This window comes from Streptomyces sp. NPDC048644 (assembly GCF_043199105.1).
GTDB lineage: Bacteria > Actinomycetota > Actinomycetes > Streptomycetales > Streptomycetaceae > Streptomyces.
Genome location: NZ_JBICVO010000008.1, coordinates 429,479 through 446,714 on the forward strand (window position 1 = coordinate 429,479; position 17,236 = coordinate 446,714).

A 17,236-nucleotide genomic window follows, 5' to 3' on the forward strand; every position below is an offset into this window, starting at 1 on the left:
CGGTCGGGCCTGCACGGTCGAGTGCGCGGGCGCGGCATTTTTCCAAGGGGCAGGCCCCGCCGCAACGGCCATCGTAAAGGAGGACGCTGCCGGGCCGGGAGGTCCGCCGCAGCGAAGCCCGGTATCCCCTCCCCTCGTGAACGCGCGAGGCGACGGGAAGGTGCCGGGCGCCACCACGAAATCCCGTCGCGCGGCCCGCCGCCGCCCCGCACACTCCCTCTATGGAGCCTGTCACTCTCACCACCGAGCGCCTCGTCCTGCGCCCCTTCGCCCCGTCCGACGCCCCCGCGGTGCACGCGGCGTGCCAGGACCCGGACATCCCGCGCTGGACACCCGTGCCGTCGCCGTACTCCTTCCAGGACGCCGAAATCTTCGTCGGCACCCGCTGCCCGGAGAGCTGGCGGCAGGACACCGAATACTCCTTCGCCGTGTGCTCCCGGCAGGACGGAGCCCTGATCGGCGCGATGAGCCTGGTGCGCCTCGCCCAGCTGCGCGCTCCGGGACACCAGGCCGAGCTGGGGTACTGGACGGCCAAGGAACGGCGCGGCCGGGGGTACACCGCCGAGGCGGCCCGCACGGTGGCGCGCTGGGCCTTCCACGACCTGGGCGTGGAACGGCTGGAATGGCTCGCCGAGGCCGGAAACGAAGGCTCCCGGGCGGTCGCCCGCAAGGTCGGCTTCCACATGGAGGGCACGCTCCGCGCCAAGCTGGTGCGCACCGGTACCCGCCGCGACATGTGGATCGGCTCCCTGCTCCCGTCGGATCTGCCGGACTCCACCGGACCGTCCGGAACCGCGGGCACCACCGGTGCGCCCGGTGTCCCCGGCGGGACGGGATCCGGGGCGACCCCGTATCTGCCGTACACCGGCTGAGCGAAGGGACGGGCCGCGGTGGCGGCCGGTTCCTGCGGCTCCGACGGGTGCCGCAGGAACCGGCAGTTGTCCACAGCCCCGGCGCGATGTCAGTGGCCGCCCCTACTCTTTCGGCATGACCGCAGTGACACCGCCTGGACCGCAGCCCGTGACCGCCCTGTCGCGTGATGACGCGCGCCGGATAGCGCTGCGCGCGCAGGGCCTGCTGGGCGCGCCCGACCGCGGCGCCGGGGTGCGCGGTGTGCTGCGTGATCTGGGCGCCGTGCAGCTGGACACGATCTCCGTGCTCGCCAGGTCGCACGAGCTGATTCCGTACGCCAGGCTCGGCGCGGTCGGCCGCCCCAAGATCGAGGCCGCCTACTGGAGCGACACCCACAGCTTCGAGTACTGGTCACACGCGGCCTGCATCCTCCCCATCGAGGAGTGGCCGCACTTCGCCTTCCGCCGCCGCGCCTACCGAGCCCGCCCGCAGTGGCACCACGAGCTGCGGCAGTCCGCGTACGACGCGGTGATCTCCCAGCTCGCGGCCGAGGGCCCGCTGACCGCCACCCAGTTGGGCGGGGAGAAGAACGGCGGGGAGTGGTGGGACTGGAGCGATTCGAAGGTCGCCGTGGAGCGCGCGCTCATGTACGGCGAGGTGGTCTGCTCCCGGCGCCGCGGCTGGAAGCGGGTGTACGACCTCGCCGAACACGCCGTTCCCGAGCGGCTGTACAAGGACGACCTCGACGACGCCACGTGCATCCGGCGGCTGGTCGCACAGGCCGGTGCCGCGATGGGCGTGGCCACCCGTGCGGACCTCGCGGACTACCACCGCCTCAAGAAGAACCAGGTCGACGCCGTGCTCGCCGACTCCGGCCTGCTGCCCGTCGAGGTCGAGGGCTGGACCGATTCCGCCTGGGCCGACCCCGCGGCCCTCGCCGCCCCGCCCCGCGGCCGGCACCGCACGACACTGCTCTCGCCGTTCGACTCCCTCATCTGGGACCGCCCTCGTACGGAACGCATCTTCGGCTTCACCCACCGCCTGGAGGCGTACGTCCCCCGCCCGAAGCGGATACACGGCTATTTCGTGATGCCCCTGCTGGCCGGCGGGCATCTGGTGGGCCGGGTGGATCCGGCGCGCGAGGGCAGCACCCTCATCGCCCGCCAGGTCTCGATGAAGGGCCCGAAAGCCGTCCGCCCGATGGCCCAGGCGCTCTACGAAGCGGCCGGCTGGGTGGGCTGTGACACGGTCCGCGTGGAACGCTGCGACGACGCGTCACTCGCCGCCGCGCTGCGCCGCGAGCTGACCCTCATCGGCGGCTGACCTGCCGGGAAGGAGCCGTACGGGCCGGCGCCGTCCACGGTGCTGCCGGCCCGCGGCCCGCTTCGCCCGTGTCAGCGGATCTCCAGGATCTTCTCCCGCATCGCGTACACCACCGCTTCCATCCTGGAGTGCAGTTGCAGCTTCTCCAGGATGTTGCGGACGTGGTTCTTCACGGTGTTCTCGGAGATGAAGAGTTCCTTGGCGATGTCGCGGTTGTTCATGCCTGTGGCGACGAGTTTGAGGACCTCCAGCTCACGGTCGGTGAGCCGGGGCGCGGGCACCAGCCGCCGCTCGTCCGTGCGCTGGATCATCGACTTGAACTCCGTCAGGAGCTTGGAGGCCATCGACGGGCTGATCTGCGACTGTCCGTCCGCGACGGCCCGGATCGCGGTCGCCACCTCGTCGGTGGAGATCTCCTTGAGCAGATAACCCGTGGCCCCGGCCTTGATCGCATCGTAGAGATCGGCCTCTTCGTCGCTGATCGTGAGCATGATGATCTTCGCGCTGGGGGCCACCTCCTTGATGGAGGTACACGCCTCGATACCGCCGCGCTTGGGCATCCGGACATCCATCAGCACGATGTCGGGCAGCAGATCCGTGGCCTTGTCGACCGCCTCCGCGCCGTCACCGGCCTCGCCGATGACCTGGATGTCCTCCTCCTGGGCCAGAACGATCTCCAGACCACGCCGGAAGAGCGCGTGATCGTCCACCACCAGGACCCTGATCGGCTCCTTGCGCGGCATGCTTGTCCGCATCCCGTTACCGCCCCCGGCACCGCTTCCGTCATCGTCCGCGTCGCCGCGCACGGGCCCGAAGCTGTCCCCCATCATCCCTCCCCGTCAACTACTCGGCCGTACGGCCTGAGCTTGGAAATAAGGCTGGTTGACAACAGCCCCCTGCGGCCAGCCCGAACAACGCCATACCACCGTCTCCCCGGCACAACGCCGTCACGTGCCCTCGTACTCCATGGCTGGCACCAACTCTATACGGCCTCAACTCCGGGCCTCCGCAGGCACGATGGTGCCCCCGGCACACGCCAGGGGCACCGAACGGATGAGGTCAGCCGCCGAGGGCGCCGCCGGCGCCGCCGGGCCCTTCCTCCCCGAACGAATCGGGGTTCAGGTGGATGACGCCGTAGTCGTAGCCGTGCCGCCGGTAGACGACGCTCGGCTGCTTGGTCTCGGCGTCGACGAAGAGATAGAAGTCGTGACCGACCAACTCCATCTCGTAGAGCGCCTGATCGAGAGCCATGGGTGCCGCGGAGTGGGTCTTCTCACGGACGACCAGAGGGCCTTCACCCTGCACGTCCAGCGAGCCCATCTTCTTGGTCGGCACCCTCTCCTCGACCGCCGCGTCCACGGCGAGTTCACCATGGGTGTTCAGGCTCGCGGCATCGGGAACGCTGACGGCGACGTCGCTCGCCGGGATGCGGCCGTTGCCGCGACGCGAGTTGCGCTTGTCGTGCTGCTTCCGCAGGCGCGCTTCCAACTTGGCGGTGGCCAGATCCAGCGCGGCGTACGGGTCGCCGGCAGCCGCCTCGGCCCGGACCACCGGGCCACGGGAGCGAAGGGTGATCTCCACTCGGTCGGAACGGTCGGCCTGCCGGGGGTTGGGCTCCTTGGACACTTCGACGTCCAGGCTGATCACCTTGCCGTCGAGCTTCTGGACCTTGTCCAGCTTCAGCTTCTCGGCCACGTGCTTGCGGAACCGCTCGGGCACCTCGGTCTTGCGGCCCTTGACGACGATGTCCACGCAGAACTCCGTTCCCGGATCGCCCCGCACTACGGGCGGAGCAATTCCTTCTTGCACCAGGCTCCGGTGGGTGCCGAAGCCTCGGACTTGGCGACTTTCACCTCCTCCTCCCCCGAGGACAAGCTCTCCACTCCCCCCATTTCAGGGTCGCCTCGAATACCCCTGAACGCACTCAGCACGACATTCGAGGCAAAGCGTCCGCCAAGTCCTCACAACCGAACATAGCTCGCCCGGACGGGTGTCGGCACCCCCTCACCGCCTCCGGCTCCGTTTGAGTGACTTTTCCTCCTCATTACCTGGAACGCTGAGCTTTCACGTTCCGTTCCGAACAGCGACGAAGGTGCCGCGCGGCGCCGCGACCACGGCCGCCCCGACCGCCTCGCCGCCCGCCGCCGCGACCGCACGCGCCGCCTCCGTGAGCGTCGCCCCCGTCGTCACCAGGTCGTCCACCAGCACCACTGACGCCGCCGCAGACGGCCCGCGGACCCCGCCCCGCACCTCTATGGCACCCGCGACGTTCGCCGACCGCTGCCGGGCGCTCAGCCCCGCCTGATCGGCCACCGCCCGGCGCTGCCGCAGCCCCGCGCACACCCACGCGGCCACTCCGGTACGCCGCAACTCGGCGGTCGCCGCCAGCGCGATCCTGCGCACCGGGTCATGCCCACGCCCGGCCACCGCCTTCCTGGCCGACGGCACCGGCACGAGCAGCAGCGGCCCGGCGCCCGCCCGCCGCACGCCCAGCCTCCGCACCGCGCCCGCCAGCGCCGCGCCCAAGGGCTCGGCGAGCCGCAGTGCGCCTCGCTCCTTGTGGGCGAGCAGCACGGCCCGCACCTCGTCGGCGTAGACCGCACCGGCCCACACCTCGGGCAGCCCCCGTGGCCGCGGCGCGAGCCGCACCCGTCCCGCACCCCGTCCGCCGCGTGCCAGCGCCCGGTGGCACGCGGCGCACAGCTCCGTACGCTGCCGACCGCACCCCGCACAGTCGACCGGCAGCACCAGACCGGCCAGCTCCCGCCACACACCCCGCATGACTCCACTGTCCCGCCGTCCGCACGCCGACGCCACCCCTGTGGATAACTCCGCGGAACGGCCGGCCGGCGGGCCGCGAAACGACGCAGCGGCGGGGAGGGCCGCCCCTCCCCGCCGCTGCCTCCGGCCCACCGGGTCACCCCGGGTAGACCGGCACCGAACCGTCCTTGGCCACCGTCTTCCAGTTCGCGTCCGGAGGCAGCCGCACGATGCCGTCATCGGCGTCCGCGATCAGCGGCCTGGTCTCGTCCTCCGACGCGGCCACCGCCTTCACGCCGTTGACGCCGGGCAGCGTCTCCGCGTTGGACGCCGAACCGTCCGTCTCCATGAACTGCATCTGCTGCACGCCACCGGACTCCCGCCCGACGACCACCAGCCGGCTGCCGCCCGCCCAGGACGCGGCGACCACATCCTCCAACTGGGGCGCGATCGGCCGCAGTTCCTCGACCGAAAGCTCCGGGTGCGCCGACGAGCCGCCCCGCTCGACCCGGCCGAGCTGAAGCGTCGTGCGCCCCTTGTCCTCGACCAGCATCGCGATCCGGATGCCGTCCGCCGCGACCCGGATCGCCTTGATCCGCCGCTTGCCCAGGCCGGGCACCGCCACCTCTTCGGGGTCGCCCTTGCCCTCGCGCATCCGCAGCAGCCGCGAGCCGCCACCGGAGCGCCCGGAGCGGTCCGCGATCCACAGATCCCCCAGACCGTCCCAACTGGGCGCGGTCAGGCCGTTCTTGACCGCGCTGGCCAGCAGCGGCCCGCCGTGCCCGGCACCGTCCTCCATCGGGGCGACGTACAGCGACCTGCCGTCGGTCGACACGCCTGCCGCGGTGTCCTCGTCGCGCGAGATGGCGACCGAGCTCAGCGGGAACTTCCCCGAGCCGAACGGGCCGGGCACCGGCGTCGGTTCCGTGGCGGTGTCCGACATGGCGACCAGCTTGCGGTCGGCGTCCAGGTAGTACTCATCGGCGGTGTGCCCGGCGCGCCGGTGCGGCGCGAAATCGCGTTCGGCCTGCTCTTGGCCCAACACGCACAGGGAGTTGCCGTTGTTGTCCTGGAGCTCCACCTCACTGATCTTGGACGCCCTGGTCATGTCCTGGACGGTGAAGAAGAGCTGAGCGGCCATCCGCTTGCACTGGTCGGTGTCGGTGCTCACCGCCTGCCTGCTGAGCTTCACCTGCAACGCGTTGGAATCGTCGAGCGCCAGGCTGCGGCTCGCCAGTCGGGTACCGGGCGGGAACGCCGAAGAAGTCACCTGGTCAAGCCAGTTGCTGGGGCCCGACAGCAGCGCCTGCACGCTGGCCGTGACCGGATCTATCCGCTGCCGCAGGTAGACCGGGTCGGCGACCAGGACGTTGCGGCGCGCCTTCGGCTCCTCCGACTCCGTCTTGTAGGAGGCGAAGTAGTACTTGTTGACGGACTGGTAGATGCGCTGGAAGTCGGACTGCCCCAGTACCAGGCCGTTCGGCAGCCGGTCGATCCGCCACTGATCGTCCTCCTTGATGAGGTGGATCGTCTGGCGGTACGGCTTCTCCTCGGGGGTGTACGCGTGGTTGTCGTCCACCGTCGCCACCTGGCTGCCGGAGAGCGTGACCGTATAGCCGTCGGGGTCCTGGCCGTGCGGCAGCACCTTCGGCTCCGGCTTGGGGCGCTCCTGGAGGACGTTGGTCACCAGGAACGGCCGCCAGGTCTGCCGCGCGGATTTGGCCAGGTACTGGGTGGCCGTGCGGAAGTCCGCCTCGTCACTGGTCGTCGCGTCGAGGAAGCTGCGGACGATATTCGTCGGCTGCGCCCCGTCCTGGGGCGGCACGCCGTACACCCGCACCTGGGAGTCCCCGTCGGAACGCGGGGACTGCTCAACGGACTTGACCTCCCCGCTGTCCGGCATGGAGGCACATCCGGCCAGCAGCAGCGCCGCAGCGCCCAGCAGGGCCGTGGCCCGCGCCACCCGGGGCCGGCCGACGGGCCTGCGGGCAGGCTCACCTGCGGGGTTGTGCGCAGCCCGCGCCGCTCCCGCGGGGTTGTGTGCAGCCCGCGCCGCTCCTGCGGCCCCACCGCTGCGGCCCCTCGGCTCCGCGTCCACATCCCGTCCGTGCTCAGCGTCCACGCAGCCCGCCCTCTCGATCCGCGCCCCGTCCCTCGTCGTCCACCGGCCCGCCGTCGGACGCGCCGTCCTCGGTCGCCGCGGGGCGCGCACCCGGCCCGCGCGCCGCTTCCCCGCCCCGTACGCCCTCGGGCCGCTCCGGCGTGCGGGCTCCGCTGCCGGGCGCCGCCACCTGGTCCGCCGCCGACGGATTCCCGGCGGCCGACGGGTCCTCGGCCCGGGGGTCCGACACCGGGGACCGGGCGGGAGTCGCGGACGCCGTGCGCGCGCCGTCGGCCCGCGACTGCCCCGCCCCTGCCGCTCCACGGTTGCGCCGCGAGTCCTCCGGCTCCAGCGGTATCGGGGAGCCGCGCAGCGCCTCACCCGCCGTACGCGGCAGGGTCAGCCGGAACTGTGAACCGCCGCCCGGCTCGCCCCACGCCTGCAACCAGCCGCCGTGCAGCCTGGCGTCCTCCACGGCGATGGACAGCCCCAGTCCCGTACCACCCGTCGTACGGGCCCGCGCCGGGTCCGCCCGCCAGAAACGGTTGAAGACGCGGGCCGCCTCGCCCGGCTTCAGCCCGACACCGTAGTCGCGCACCGCGACGGCGACCGCGCCGTCGCGGCGACCGCCGCCCGACGCCAGCCGGATCACGACATCGCGGCCCTCGCCGTGCTCGACGGCGTTCACGACGAGATTGCGCAGCACCCGTTCCACCCGCCGGGAGTCGGCCTCCGCGATCACCGGATGTTCGGCGCCGCGCACGACGATGCGGGTGCCGGTCCGCTCGGCCAGCGGTTCGGCGCCCTCGATGACGCGGTGCACCACATCGCGCAGATCGACCGGCTCGGCCTCCAGCGCCGCGGCGCCCGCATCGAACCTGCTGATCTCCAGCAGCTCCGCGAGCAGCGACTCGAACCGGTCGAGCTGCCCGCGCAGCAACTCGGCGGAGCGCGCCGTGGCCGGATCGAAGTCCTCCCGCGCCTCGTGGATGATGTCCGCCGCCATGCGGACGGTCGTCAGCGGCGTCCGCAGCTCGTGCGAGACGTCGGAGACGAAACGGCGCTGCATCCGGGACAGCTCCTCCAGTTGCTGGATCTTGACCTGGAGGTTCTGCGCCATCTTGTTGAAGGACTCGCCGAGCCGCGCGATGTCGTCCTCGCCGGTGACCTTCATCCGTTCCTGGAGGAGACCGGCGGCCAGCCGCTCGGAGATGCCGGCCGCCATCCGCACCGGCGTGACCACCTGCCGCACGACGAGCCAGGCGATCGCCCCGAGCAGCGCCACGACGAACACACCGGCCGTCGCGAGAGTGCCCGTCACCAGCTTCAGTGACTCCGCTTCCTGCGTGAACGGGAAGAGGTAGTAGAGCTGGTACTGGTTGCTGTTCGCGTCATTCAGCCGCTTGCCGATGATGATGGCCGGCACGCCGTCGTCGGACCCGATGCGCTTGATCTGTGTGTACTCGCGGAACGTGCCGGTGTTCGTCTCGATCTTCTGGCGCAGCTCGGGCGGCACGCTGCGTTCCGGATCGACATCCCCGGAGGCACGCGGGCCGCGCGTGCCCCGGCTGGCGTCGCCGAACGGCTCCTCCGTGTCCGAACTGAGCGCCACCACCGAGAACACGCCCTGGCCACCACTGGCCAACTGCTCGACCAGGCTGGTCAGCCAGGTCGCGGAGTCCTGGGTGCCACGATTGCCGGTTCGAGCGGCGTCGTCGGCGTCCGTGGTCCCCGCCCCCGCGCCGTCGGCCAGCTTCTGGGCCACGCCGAAACCGCCCACCGCCTGACTCTGCGCGGCCTGTGCCTTGGCGGTCAGCAGTCCGTTGCGGACCTGCCCGACGACCACGACGCCGAGCAGCAGCACCACGGCGAGCGACATCAGCAGGGTGGTCGCGACCACCCTGAGCTGGATGTTCCGCCGCCACAGCCGCAGCGCGGGCAACAGCGGACGCCGCACCCAGCGGCTGAACAGCCGCAACAGCGGGTGGACGGGGCCGCTGACCGCGCCGTCGGGCAGCAGCTGGCCGCCCCGCAGGAGCTTCGCCGACAGCCGCCCGGAAAAGGACATATCACCCGCCGGGTCGGCGGTGCGCCCCCGTTTCCCCCCCGGGGCCGAACCGTCCCGGCTCATATCAGCTGGGCCCCGCCTTGTAGCCGACCCCGCGCACGGTCACCACGATCTCCGGCCGCTCCGGGTCCTTCTCGACCTTGGAACGGAGCCGCTGCACATGGACATTGACCAGCCGGGTGTCGGCCGCGTGACGGTACCCCCACACCTGCTCCAGCAGCACCTCACGCGTGAACACCTGCCACGGCTTCCGCGCCAGCGCCACCAGCAGATCGAACTCCAGCGGCGTCAGCGCGATCGACTGCCCGTCCCGCTTCACGGAGTGCCCCGCCACATCGATGACCAGGTCACCGATGGCCAACTGCTCGGGCGCCGGCTCCTCCGAACGCCGCAGCCGGGCCCGTATCCGCGCGACCAGCTCCTTGGGTTTGAACGGCTTGACGATGTAGTCGTCCGCGCCCGATTCGAGCCCGACCACCACATCCACGGTGTCACTCTTCGCGGTCAGCATGACGATCGGCACCCCGGACTCGGCCCGGATCAGCCGGCTCACCTCGATGCCGTCCCGTCCGGGCAGCATCAGGTCGAGCAGGACAAGATCGGGCTTGGTCTCGCGGAAGGCGGCGAGCGCCTTGTCGCCGTCCGACACGAACGACGGTTCAAAGCCTTCGCCGCGCAGCACGATGCCGAGCATCTCTGCCAGTGCGGTGTCGTCGTCGACGACCAGGACGCGTCCCTTCATTCGGCCATCATCCCATTGCCTGATCGTGACGAACTCCATCGTGACGTGGAACACAGCTCCGCGAGCCCGTCCCGGGTCACCGGAGACACCACACCGGCCTCCGTCACGATCGCCGTCACAAGCTCCGCAGGCGTGACGTCGAACGCCGGGTTGTAGGCCCCTGACCCCGCCGGAGCGACCGGAATCCCGGCACCGGCACCCCGCTCCGACGGCACCACGAACTCGGTCACCTCCCGCCCCGGGCGCTGCTCCACCTCGATGTCCGCGCCCTCCGCTGTCCCCGGATCGACCGTGCTGATCGGCGCCACCACCACGAACGGCACGTGGTGGTACCGGGCCAGCACCGCCAGCGGATAGCTGCCCACCTTGTTGGCGACCGCTCCGTCCGCCGCGATCCGGTCCGCGCCGATCAGCACCGCGTCGACCTCTCCGGCGGCGAACAACGAACCCGCCGCGCCATCCGCCAGCACCGCGTACGGCATCCCCGTCCGCGCCGCCTCGAACGCGGTCAGCCGCGCCCCCTGCAACAGCGGCCGTGTCTCGTCCACCCACAGCTGACGCAGCTCACCGCCGCGATGCGCCGCCAGCGCCACCGCCAGGGCGGTCCCCTCGCCGCCCGACACCAGAGCACCCGTGTTGCAGTGCGTGAGAATCCGGTGGCCGCCGGCCGGCAGCAGCTCCTCAAGAAGCCGCAGGCCGTGCGCCGCCATCCGCTTGCTGGCCTCGGCGTCCTCGGCGTGCACGGCACGTGCCTCCGCCAGCGCGACCGCCGCGGCGGCCTCCTGACCGGCGCCGCCGCCCGTCGCCGCCCGATACGCGGCAGCCGCACGGCGTACGCCGTACCCGAGATTGACCGCCGTCGGCCGGGCATGCGCCAGCGCCTCGGCAGCCTCCTCCACATCGTCCCCACGGGCCGCCGCCAGCGCGACGCCGTAAGCACCCGCGATACCCAGCAGCGGCGCACCGCGGACCGCCAGCGTCCGGATCGCCTGCACCAGCGCGGGCACATCCGCACAGACCAACTCGGTCTCCTCCGCCGGCAGCCGGGTCTGATCGAGCAGCACCACCACCGGCCCTTCGGGCGGATCCGCCCAACGCAACGACGGGACAGCAGGCATCGCGACGCCCGCTCCTGATTCCTCGCACCGATCGACCATCCGCTCAGTCTGCCGGTGACCGCCGTCCGAACAGAAGGTCCCTTACCCCTCAGGCCCCGGGTACGCGAAGCCACCCGCCATGACACGATGACTGCCACCGCGGACGCCGGTCCCCGCCCGCCCAGGCGGACGGGCAGCATGAAGGAGCGACGATGAACAACTCTCCGGGCTGGGCCTCGCCCGGATCCGCCCCCTCCGACGAGCCGGACCGCGGCGCCCAGGAGCACCCCACCCCACCACCCGCACCGGAAGACCGGCCCGGGACCGACGAGCAGCCCGCGCCGCCGAACTGGTCCAAGCAGCAGCCGCCCGCAGGTCAGTGGTCCGCCCCCGGCACCATCCCCGGTCAGGGCGGCCCCGGCACCCGCGGACGCGCCGCCTCCGGCGCCGGCTGGGGCGGCACCCGGCCGCCCGGCCCGAACGGCGGCCCCGGCTGGGGCGGCGGCTGGGCCCCCGGCCCCCAAGCCGCCAAGCCCGGTGTCATCCCGCTGCGCCCGCTCGGCGTCGGCGAGATCCTCGACGGCGCGGTGGCGACCATGCGCGCCCACTGGCGCACCGTTCTCGGTGTCTCGCTGGTCATCGCGGTCATCGCGCAGACCGCCATCACCCTCATCACCGGGGTGTGGTTCCAGGACTCCGGCAGAACGACGACCCTGGAGATCTCCCCGGACGCCCCGTTCGGCGAGGCACTCCGCGAGGCCGCCAACGCGCTCGCCGGCAGCGCCCTCACCTCGGTGGTCGGACTGCTCGCCACGATCATCGCCACCGGCCTGCTCACCATCGTCGTGAGCCGGGCCGTCCTCGGCCGCTCGGTCACCACCGGGGAAGCCTGGCGGGAGGCACGGCCCCAACTGCCGCGGCTCTTCGGCCTGCTGATCCTGCTGCCGCTGCTCCTCACCGCCGTCATCGTGGCGGGAACCGTCCCCGGCTTCCTCGTTGGGCTGGGCTCCGCCCCCGCCGGCCTGGCGCTCGGCCTGCTCGGCGGCCTGGCCGGCACCATGACGGCCATCTGGCTGTGGGTCCGCTACAGCCTCGCCTCGCCGGCCCTGATGCTGGAGAAGCAGGGAGTCGTCGCATCGCTGCGGCGCTCCGCCAAGCTCGTCCGCGGCTCCTGGTGGCGCGTCCTGGGCATCCAACTGCTGACGTACGTGCTGATCGGCATCATCGAGTTCATCGTCCAGATCCCCGCCACCCTGATCGCCTTCCTCATCGACGGCGACACCCTCATGGACTGGGCCAACGGCACCGGCGACTCGACCGGCTGGACGTTCCTGACCGTCCTGGGAATCGGCGCCGTCATCAGCTCCGCCGTCACCTTCCCGATCAGCGCCGGCGTCACCGCACTCCTCTACATGGACCAGCGGATCCGCCGCGAGGCCCTCGACCTCGAACTCGCCCGCGCCGCCGGCCTCCCCGACTACGGCACCCAGGCCACCGCCCCAGGGCCGCGCACCGGCGGCCACCCCACCACAGGCTCCCCGGCAGCCCCCTCGGGCAGCCCCGCCACGCACCCGGACGGCACCACGGGGCCCACCGGAACCGCCGGTACCGCAACGGCCACCCCCACGGCCCCGCCGGCCACCGGACCGGACGCCACCGTCCCCGAGCCCAGACCCACAGGCGCCGCCGACCTCACCAAGACCGAGCCCGGCAGCTCCCCCACCACCGATTCCGACGCCTCCGCGGACGACTCCGGACCACAGCCCACCGACCCCGCTCCGGGAAGCTGATGCGGTGACCACAGGGGGGATCACGGTCGCGCTGGGCCGGCTCATGGCGCGGTCCGACGACGACGGGCCGGTGCGAATACCTCGCGTTCCTGCCCGCGAAGCGGCGGAGCGCGAGCTGTCCGACCCGCGGTACCACCAGCACGACCCCAACCCCGTCCAGCGCGCCCTCAATTGGTTCTGGAACCACGTCGACGCGCTTTTCCAAGCGGCAGCCGGCGTCACACCGGGCGGCTGGACGGGCCTGCTCGTCATCATCGCCGTCGTCGTCCTGCTCCTCGTGGCACTGCGACTGCGGCTCGGCGCGATCCGCCGCACACCGGTCACCAGCCGCGCCCTCTTCGCCGACGCGCCCCGCACCGCGGCCGAACACCGCGCCGCCGCCGACCGGTACGCCATCCAGGGCCACTGGAGCCACGCGGTCCAAGAACGCCTACGAGCGATCGTGCTCTCCCTCGAAGAGCGAGTGCTGCTCACTCCGGGGCCGGGGCGCACCGCCGACGAGGCGGCAACCGAGGCCGGCCGCGCACTCCCCTCGTACGCCGAGCGGCTGCGCGCGGCGGCCCGCGCCTTCGACGACATCACGTACGGCGGCCACCCCGGTACCGCCGACGCATACGCCCTGATGAGCGCCCTCGACACGGACCTACAGCAGGCCAAGCCCCACCTGCCGGCCCTCACGACCGGGAGCCGGCGATGAGCGCCACCACCGCGAGTGCGTCCTCCCTCACGCCTACCGGCCGCCGCATATGGATACGGTCCCGCGGACTCCTGTACGCGCTGCTGCTCCTCGTCGTCTGCGGCGTGGTTCTCGCCGCTCTCCAGTCCGGCCGGCAGCACGGCCGGCTCGACCCCCGCTCGGCCGACCGCCTCGGAAGCCGGGCCCTCGCCGTGCTGCTGGCGGATCATGGCGTCACCACCAAGGTCGTCACCACGGCCGAAGAAGCCGCCGCCGCTGCCGGCCCCGGCACCACGCTCCTCGTCAGCGATCCGGACGTCCTCACCCGACGGCAACTGACGGGGCTGCGCACCGCGACCGCGCACACCACCGGCCGCACCGTCCTCCTCGCCCCGGGTGCCACCGCGCTCAAGCCCTTCGCCCCGCAGGTGAAGGCGGAGCCCCCGGCCAGCGTCGCGCCGCGGACACCCGGCTGCGCCCTGCCCGACGCGCGACGAGCCGGAGATGCCCTCCTGGGAGGCGTGCGCTACGCGGCGCCGTCCGGCACGGCTACGGACAGCTGCTACTCCGCCAACGGCCTCCCCACTCTCCTGCGCCTGCCGGCCCCCGACGCGGGCCGGGACGTCCTGCTCCTCGGCTCCCCCGACTTCCTCTACAACCACCGTCTCGCCGAGCGCGGCAACGCCTCGCTCGCCCTTCAACTTCTCGGCGCGCACCACCATCTGGTCTGGTACCTCCCCTCCCTCAGCGACCCGGCATCCGCACAGAACGATCAACGCGGATTCCTCGACCTCATCCCCTCCGGCTGGAGCTGGGGGCTGCTCCAACTCGCCTGCGCCGCGGGCTTCGCCGCCCTCTGGCGTGCCCGCAGACTCGGCCCTCTCGTCCCCGAGCGGCTCCCGGCCACCGTCCCTGCCGCCGAGACCACGGAGGGACATGCCCGCCTCTACCAGCAGGTCAACGCCCGTGACCGGGCCTCAGCGGTCCTGCGCTCAGCGGCCCGCACCCGGCTCGCCCCCCTCATCGGCGTGCCTCCCGCGCACGCCCACACCCCCGACATCCTTCTCCCGGCCGTCCGCGCCCATCTCCCCGAGGCCACCGAGGCCCCGGCCGACCTGCCCGCGCTCCTCTTCGGCCCTGCCCCGGCCGACGACAAGGCCCTCGTGCACCTGGCCGATCACCTCGACGACCTCACCACCTCGATCGTTTACCAAGAGAGGCACGCCCCCCGTGAGCACCCCGACCGCTGACAGCGCCCGAGCCTCACTCGAGGCCCTGCGTACCGAGATCGCCAAGGCCGTCGTCGGCCAGGACCCCGCAGTCACCGGCCTGGTCGTGGCCCTGCTCTGCCGCGGACATGTGCTGCTCGAAGGCGTCCCCGGCGTCGCCAAGACCCTGCTCATCCGCGCACTCTCCGCCGCACTCGAACTCGACACCAAGCGTGTCCAGTTCACCCCGGACCTGATGCCCAGCGACGTCACGGGATCCCTCGTCTACGACACGCGCAGCTCCGAGTTCTCCTTCCAGCCGGGCCCCGTCTTCACCAACCTCCTTCTCGCCGACGAAATCAACCGCACCCCTCCCAAGACCCAGGCGTCCCTGCTCGAAGCGATGGAAGAACGCCAAGTCACCGTCGACGGAACACCTCGTCCCCTCCCCGAGCCGTTCCTCGTCGCCGCCACGCAGAACCCGGTGGAGTACGAGGGCACCTATCCGCTCCCCGAGGCCCAACTGGACCGCTTCCTGCTGAAGCTCACGGTCCCGCTTCCGGCCCGCCAGGACGAGATCGACATCCTGACCCGCCATGCCGACGGCTTCAGCCCACGCGACCTGACCGCGGCGGGCCTTCGCCCCGCAGCCTCCGCCGCCGACCTCGAAGCCGCCCGGACCGCGGTCGACAAGACCGCTGTCTCCCCCGACGTCGCCGGCTACATCGTCGATATATGCCGTGCCACCCGCGAATCCCCCTCACTCTCCCTCGGCGTCTCCCCACGAGGCGCCACCGCGTTGCTCTCCACTTCCCGCGCCTGGGCCTGGCTCACCGGTCGTGACTACGTCACCCCCGACGACGTCAAAGCCCTCGCTCTCCCCACACTCCGCCACCGCGTCCAGCTTCGCCCGGAAGCCGAGATGGAGGGAGTCACCGCAGACTCCGTCATCAACGCCGTACTCGCTCACCTCCCCGTCCCCCGCTGAGACGACACCGTGGCCCTCACCGGACGCACCGCCCTCATCGCCGCACTCGGAGCCCTCTTCGTCGGCTTCGCACTCCCCAGTTGGCTCGGCATCCTCACCGTCCAACTCGCCTTGCTGATAGCAATCCTGTGCGATCTAGCCCTCGCCGCGCCAGTGCGAAAGCTCCATTTCACCCGTACCGGTGACACATCCGTTCGACTAACGGGAGAGGCAGAAACGCACCTCACCGTCACCAACCCGGACCGACGCACGCTGCGCGCCACCATCCGAGATGCCTGGCCCCCGAGCAGCCTCGCTGCCGGCACCGACGCTCCCACTTCCCACCACACGGTCCGCATACCCGGCGCGGAACGCCGCCGCCTCACCACCGTGCTCCGCCCCACCCGCCGAGGCGACCACCACGCCGTCCGCGTCACCGTCCGCTCCCACGGGCCGCTCGGCCTCGCTGCCAGGCAGGGAAGCCACTACGTACCGGGCACCGTGCGCGTACTCCCGCCCTTCACCAGCCGCAAACACCTCCCGGCCAAGCTGGCCCGGCTCCGCGAACTCGACGGCCGCACCAGCATCCTGACCCGCGGCGAAGGCACCGAATTCGACAGCCTCCGCGACTACACCCCGGGCGACGACACCCGCTCCATCGACTGGCGCGCCACCGCCCGCCGGCAGGCCGTCGCGGTCCGCACCTGGCGCCCCGAGCGCGACCGCCGCATCCTGCTCGTCCTGGAGACCGGTCGCACGTCGGCCGGACGCGTCGGCGACTTCCCTCGCCTCGACGCCTCCATGGACGCCGCACTCCTGCTCGCAGCACTCGCCGCACGAGCCGGCGACAGGGTGGATCTCCTCGCCTACGACCGCCGCGTACGCGCCTCCGTACAGGGCCGCACGGCACGCGATCTCCTCCCGGCCCTCACCAACGCCTTGGCCCCCCTCGAATCAGAACTCATCGAGGCGGACGCCCGCGGCCTGGCCGCGACCATTCACCGCAGCGCACCACGCCGCTCCCTCATCATCCTTTTCACCGGCCTCGACACCGCGCCCGTGGAAGAAGCGCTGCTCCCGGTCCTCCCCGGGCTCACCCAGCGGCACGAACTCATCGTCGCCGCCGTGGCCGACCCCCGCATCGAAGAGATGGCCGCCGGACGCCACACCCCGGAGGCCGTCTACGGAGCAGCAGCCGCGGAACAGACCCGCACCGCCCGCCGCCGCACCGCCGACCGTCTGCGCCACCAGGGCATCACCGTCATCGATTCCACCCCGGACCACCTCGCCCCCGACCTCGCCGACGCCTACCTCACCCTCAAGTCCACCGGCCGCCTCTAACAAACCTCTCCACCCACCAGCTCTACGCCCAGCACAACACGGGGCTACGGGGCTACGGGGCTACGGGGCTACGGGGCTACGGGGCTACGGGACAGGTTCTCGGACACGAGTGCACTCGCACTTCCACACGGCACTACTATGTCGCCACACCCCCATACAGATATCCCGGAGAAACAACATAGCCATAACCGTGCGTCCCTGGCTGTACAGAGTTCGGTCCCGGGAACGCAAAAAAGCTCCGGCCCCTGAACCAAAAGGTCCAGGAACCGGAGCTGAAAAATTGTTCGGCGGCGTCCTACTCTCCCACAGAG

Annotated in this window: 14 protein-coding genes; 7 read left to right on the plus strand and 7 right to left on the minus strand. The window is 71.7% G+C overall.

Annotation, left to right across the window (positions count from 1 at the left end; all coding sequences use genetic code 11):
• Nucleotides 1-221 precede the first annotated feature (221 nt).
• Together ACGFNI_RS21170 and ACGFNI_RS21175 are read left to right on the plus strand one after the other, a co-directional pair.
• Nucleotides 222-872: a GNAT family N-acetyltransferase gene (locus ACGFNI_RS21170; protein WP_393685861.1), complete on the plus strand. Its 651-nt coding sequence runs from the start codon at nt 222-224 to the stop codon at nt 870-872.
• A 115-nt stretch (nt 873-987) separates the two neighbouring features.
• Nucleotides 988-2,175, plus strand: a complete 1,188-nt coding sequence (locus ACGFNI_RS21175; protein WP_393685862.1) for a winged helix-turn-helix domain-containing protein — start codon at nt 988-990, stop codon at nt 2,173-2,175.
• A 71-nt stretch (nt 2,176-2,246) separates the two neighbouring features.
• On the opposite strand, the gene ACGFNI_RS21180 is transcribed toward ACGFNI_RS21175, so the two are convergent.
• From ACGFNI_RS21180 to mtnA, 7 genes are all read right to left on the minus strand, one after another.
• Nucleotides 2,247-3,002, minus strand: coding sequence for a response regulator (locus tag ACGFNI_RS21180; RefSeq protein ID WP_393685864.1), 756 nt, complete (start codon nt 3,000-3,002; stop codon nt 2,247-2,249).
• A 232-nt stretch (nt 3,003-3,234) separates the two neighbouring features.
• Nucleotides 3,235-3,927, minus strand: coding sequence for a ribosome hibernation-promoting factor, HPF/YfiA family (gene hpf, locus ACGFNI_RS21185; protein ID WP_393685866.1), 693 nt, complete (start codon nt 3,925-3,927; stop codon nt 3,235-3,237).
• A gap of 312 nt (nt 3,928-4,239) precedes the next feature.
• Complete coding sequence (locus ACGFNI_RS21190) at nt 4,240-4,956, minus strand: ComF family protein (RefSeq protein ID WP_393685868.1); 717 nt, start codon at nt 4,954-4,956, stop codon at nt 4,240-4,242.
• Between the two features lie 136 nt (nt 4,957-5,092).
• Entirely contained in the window at nt 5,093-6,898 is a 1,806-nt protein-coding gene (locus ACGFNI_RS21195) for an LpqB family beta-propeller domain-containing protein (RefSeq protein WP_393685921.1), read from the minus strand.
• A 148-nt stretch (nt 6,899-7,046) separates the two neighbouring features.
• Entirely contained in the window at nt 7,047-9,167 is a 2,121-nt protein-coding gene (gene mtrB, locus ACGFNI_RS21200; RefSeq protein WP_393685870.1) for an MtrAB system histidine kinase MtrB, read from the minus strand.
• 1 nt (nt 9,168) lies between these two features.
• A complete protein-coding gene (mtrA, locus tag ACGFNI_RS21205) occupies nt 9,169-9,846 on the minus strand; it encodes a two-component system response regulator MtrA (RefSeq protein ID WP_227050578.1) in 678 nt (225 codons plus the stop codon).
• Nucleotides 9,843-10,964 carry an S-methyl-5-thioribose-1-phosphate isomerase gene (gene mtnA, locus ACGFNI_RS21210; protein ID WP_393685872.1) on the minus strand — a complete coding sequence of 374 codons (1,122 nt, stop codon included), beginning with the start codon at nt 10,962-10,964 and terminating at the stop codon, nt 9,843-9,845. The genes mtrA and mtnA overlap by 4 nt, the downstream gene beginning before the upstream one ends.
• Nucleotides 10,965-11,155: 191 nt before the next feature.
• On the opposite strand from mtnA, the gene ACGFNI_RS21215 reads away from it, so the two are divergent.
• From ACGFNI_RS21215 to ACGFNI_RS21235, 5 genes are read left to right on the plus strand one after another with little or no spacing between them, the layout of a single operon-like run.
• A complete protein-coding gene (locus ACGFNI_RS21215; RefSeq protein ID WP_393685874.1) occupies nt 11,156-12,733 on the plus strand; it encodes a hypothetical protein in 1,578 nt (525 codons plus the stop codon).
• A gap of 4 nt (nt 12,734-12,737) precedes the next feature.
• Nucleotides 12,738-13,430 (plus strand): DUF4129 domain-containing protein, encoded by a 693-nt coding sequence (locus tag ACGFNI_RS21220; RefSeq protein ID WP_393685876.1) that lies wholly within the window; start codon nt 12,738-12,740, stop codon nt 13,428-13,430.
• Nucleotides 13,427-14,659: a DUF4350 domain-containing protein gene (locus tag ACGFNI_RS21225; RefSeq protein ID WP_393685878.1), complete on the plus strand. Its 1,233-nt coding sequence runs from the start codon at nt 13,427-13,429 to the stop codon at nt 14,657-14,659. Before ACGFNI_RS21220 ends, ACGFNI_RS21225 begins: the two co-directional genes overlap by 4 nt.
• Complete coding sequence (locus ACGFNI_RS21230; RefSeq protein WP_393685880.1) at nt 14,640-15,605, plus strand: AAA family ATPase; 966 nt, start codon at nt 14,640-14,642, stop codon at nt 15,603-15,605. Before ACGFNI_RS21225 ends, ACGFNI_RS21230 begins: the two co-directional genes overlap by 20 nt.
• 9 nt (nt 15,606-15,614) lie before the next feature.
• Nucleotides 15,615-16,925, plus strand: coding sequence for a DUF58 domain-containing protein (locus ACGFNI_RS21235; protein WP_393685882.1), 1,311 nt, complete (start codon nt 15,615-15,617; stop codon nt 16,923-16,925).
• The last annotated feature ends 311 nt before the right edge of the window (nt 16,926-17,236 follow it).

Bases quoted from the DNA above. Each gene is read 5' to 3' on its own strand.
- ACGFNI_RS21180 (WP_393685864.1), bottom strand. From the start codon at position 3,002: ATGGGGGACAGCTTCGGGCCCGTGCGCGGCGACGCGGACGATGACGGA.
- ACGFNI_RS21170 (WP_393685861.1), top strand. From the start codon at position 222: ATGGAGCCTGTCACTCTCACCACCGAGCGCCTCGTCCTGCGCCCCTTC.
- mtrA (WP_227050578.1), bottom strand. From the start codon at position 9,846: ATGAAGGGACGCGTCCTGGTCGTCGACGACGACACCGCACTGGCAGAG.
- ACGFNI_RS21215 (WP_393685874.1), top strand. From the start codon at position 11,156: ATGAACAACTCTCCGGGCTGGGCCTCGCCCGGATCCGCCCCCTCCGAC.
- ACGFNI_RS21225 (WP_393685878.1), top strand. From the start codon at position 13,427: ATGAGCGCCACCACCGCGAGTGCGTCCTCCCTCACGCCTACCGGCCGC.
- ACGFNI_RS21175 (WP_393685862.1), top strand. From the start codon at position 988: ATGACCGCAGTGACACCGCCTGGACCGCAGCCCGTGACCGCCCTGTCG.
- mtrB (WP_393685870.1), bottom strand. From the start codon at position 9,167: ATGAGCCGGGACGGTTCGGCCCCGGGGGGGAAACGGGGGCGCACCGCC.
- mtnA (WP_393685872.1), bottom strand. From the start codon at position 10,964: ATGCCTGCTGTCCCGTCGTTGCGTTGGGCGGATCCGCCCGAAGGGCCG.
- ACGFNI_RS21190 (WP_393685868.1), bottom strand. From the start codon at position 4,956: ATGCGGGGTGTGTGGCGGGAGCTGGCCGGTCTGGTGCTGCCGGTCGAC.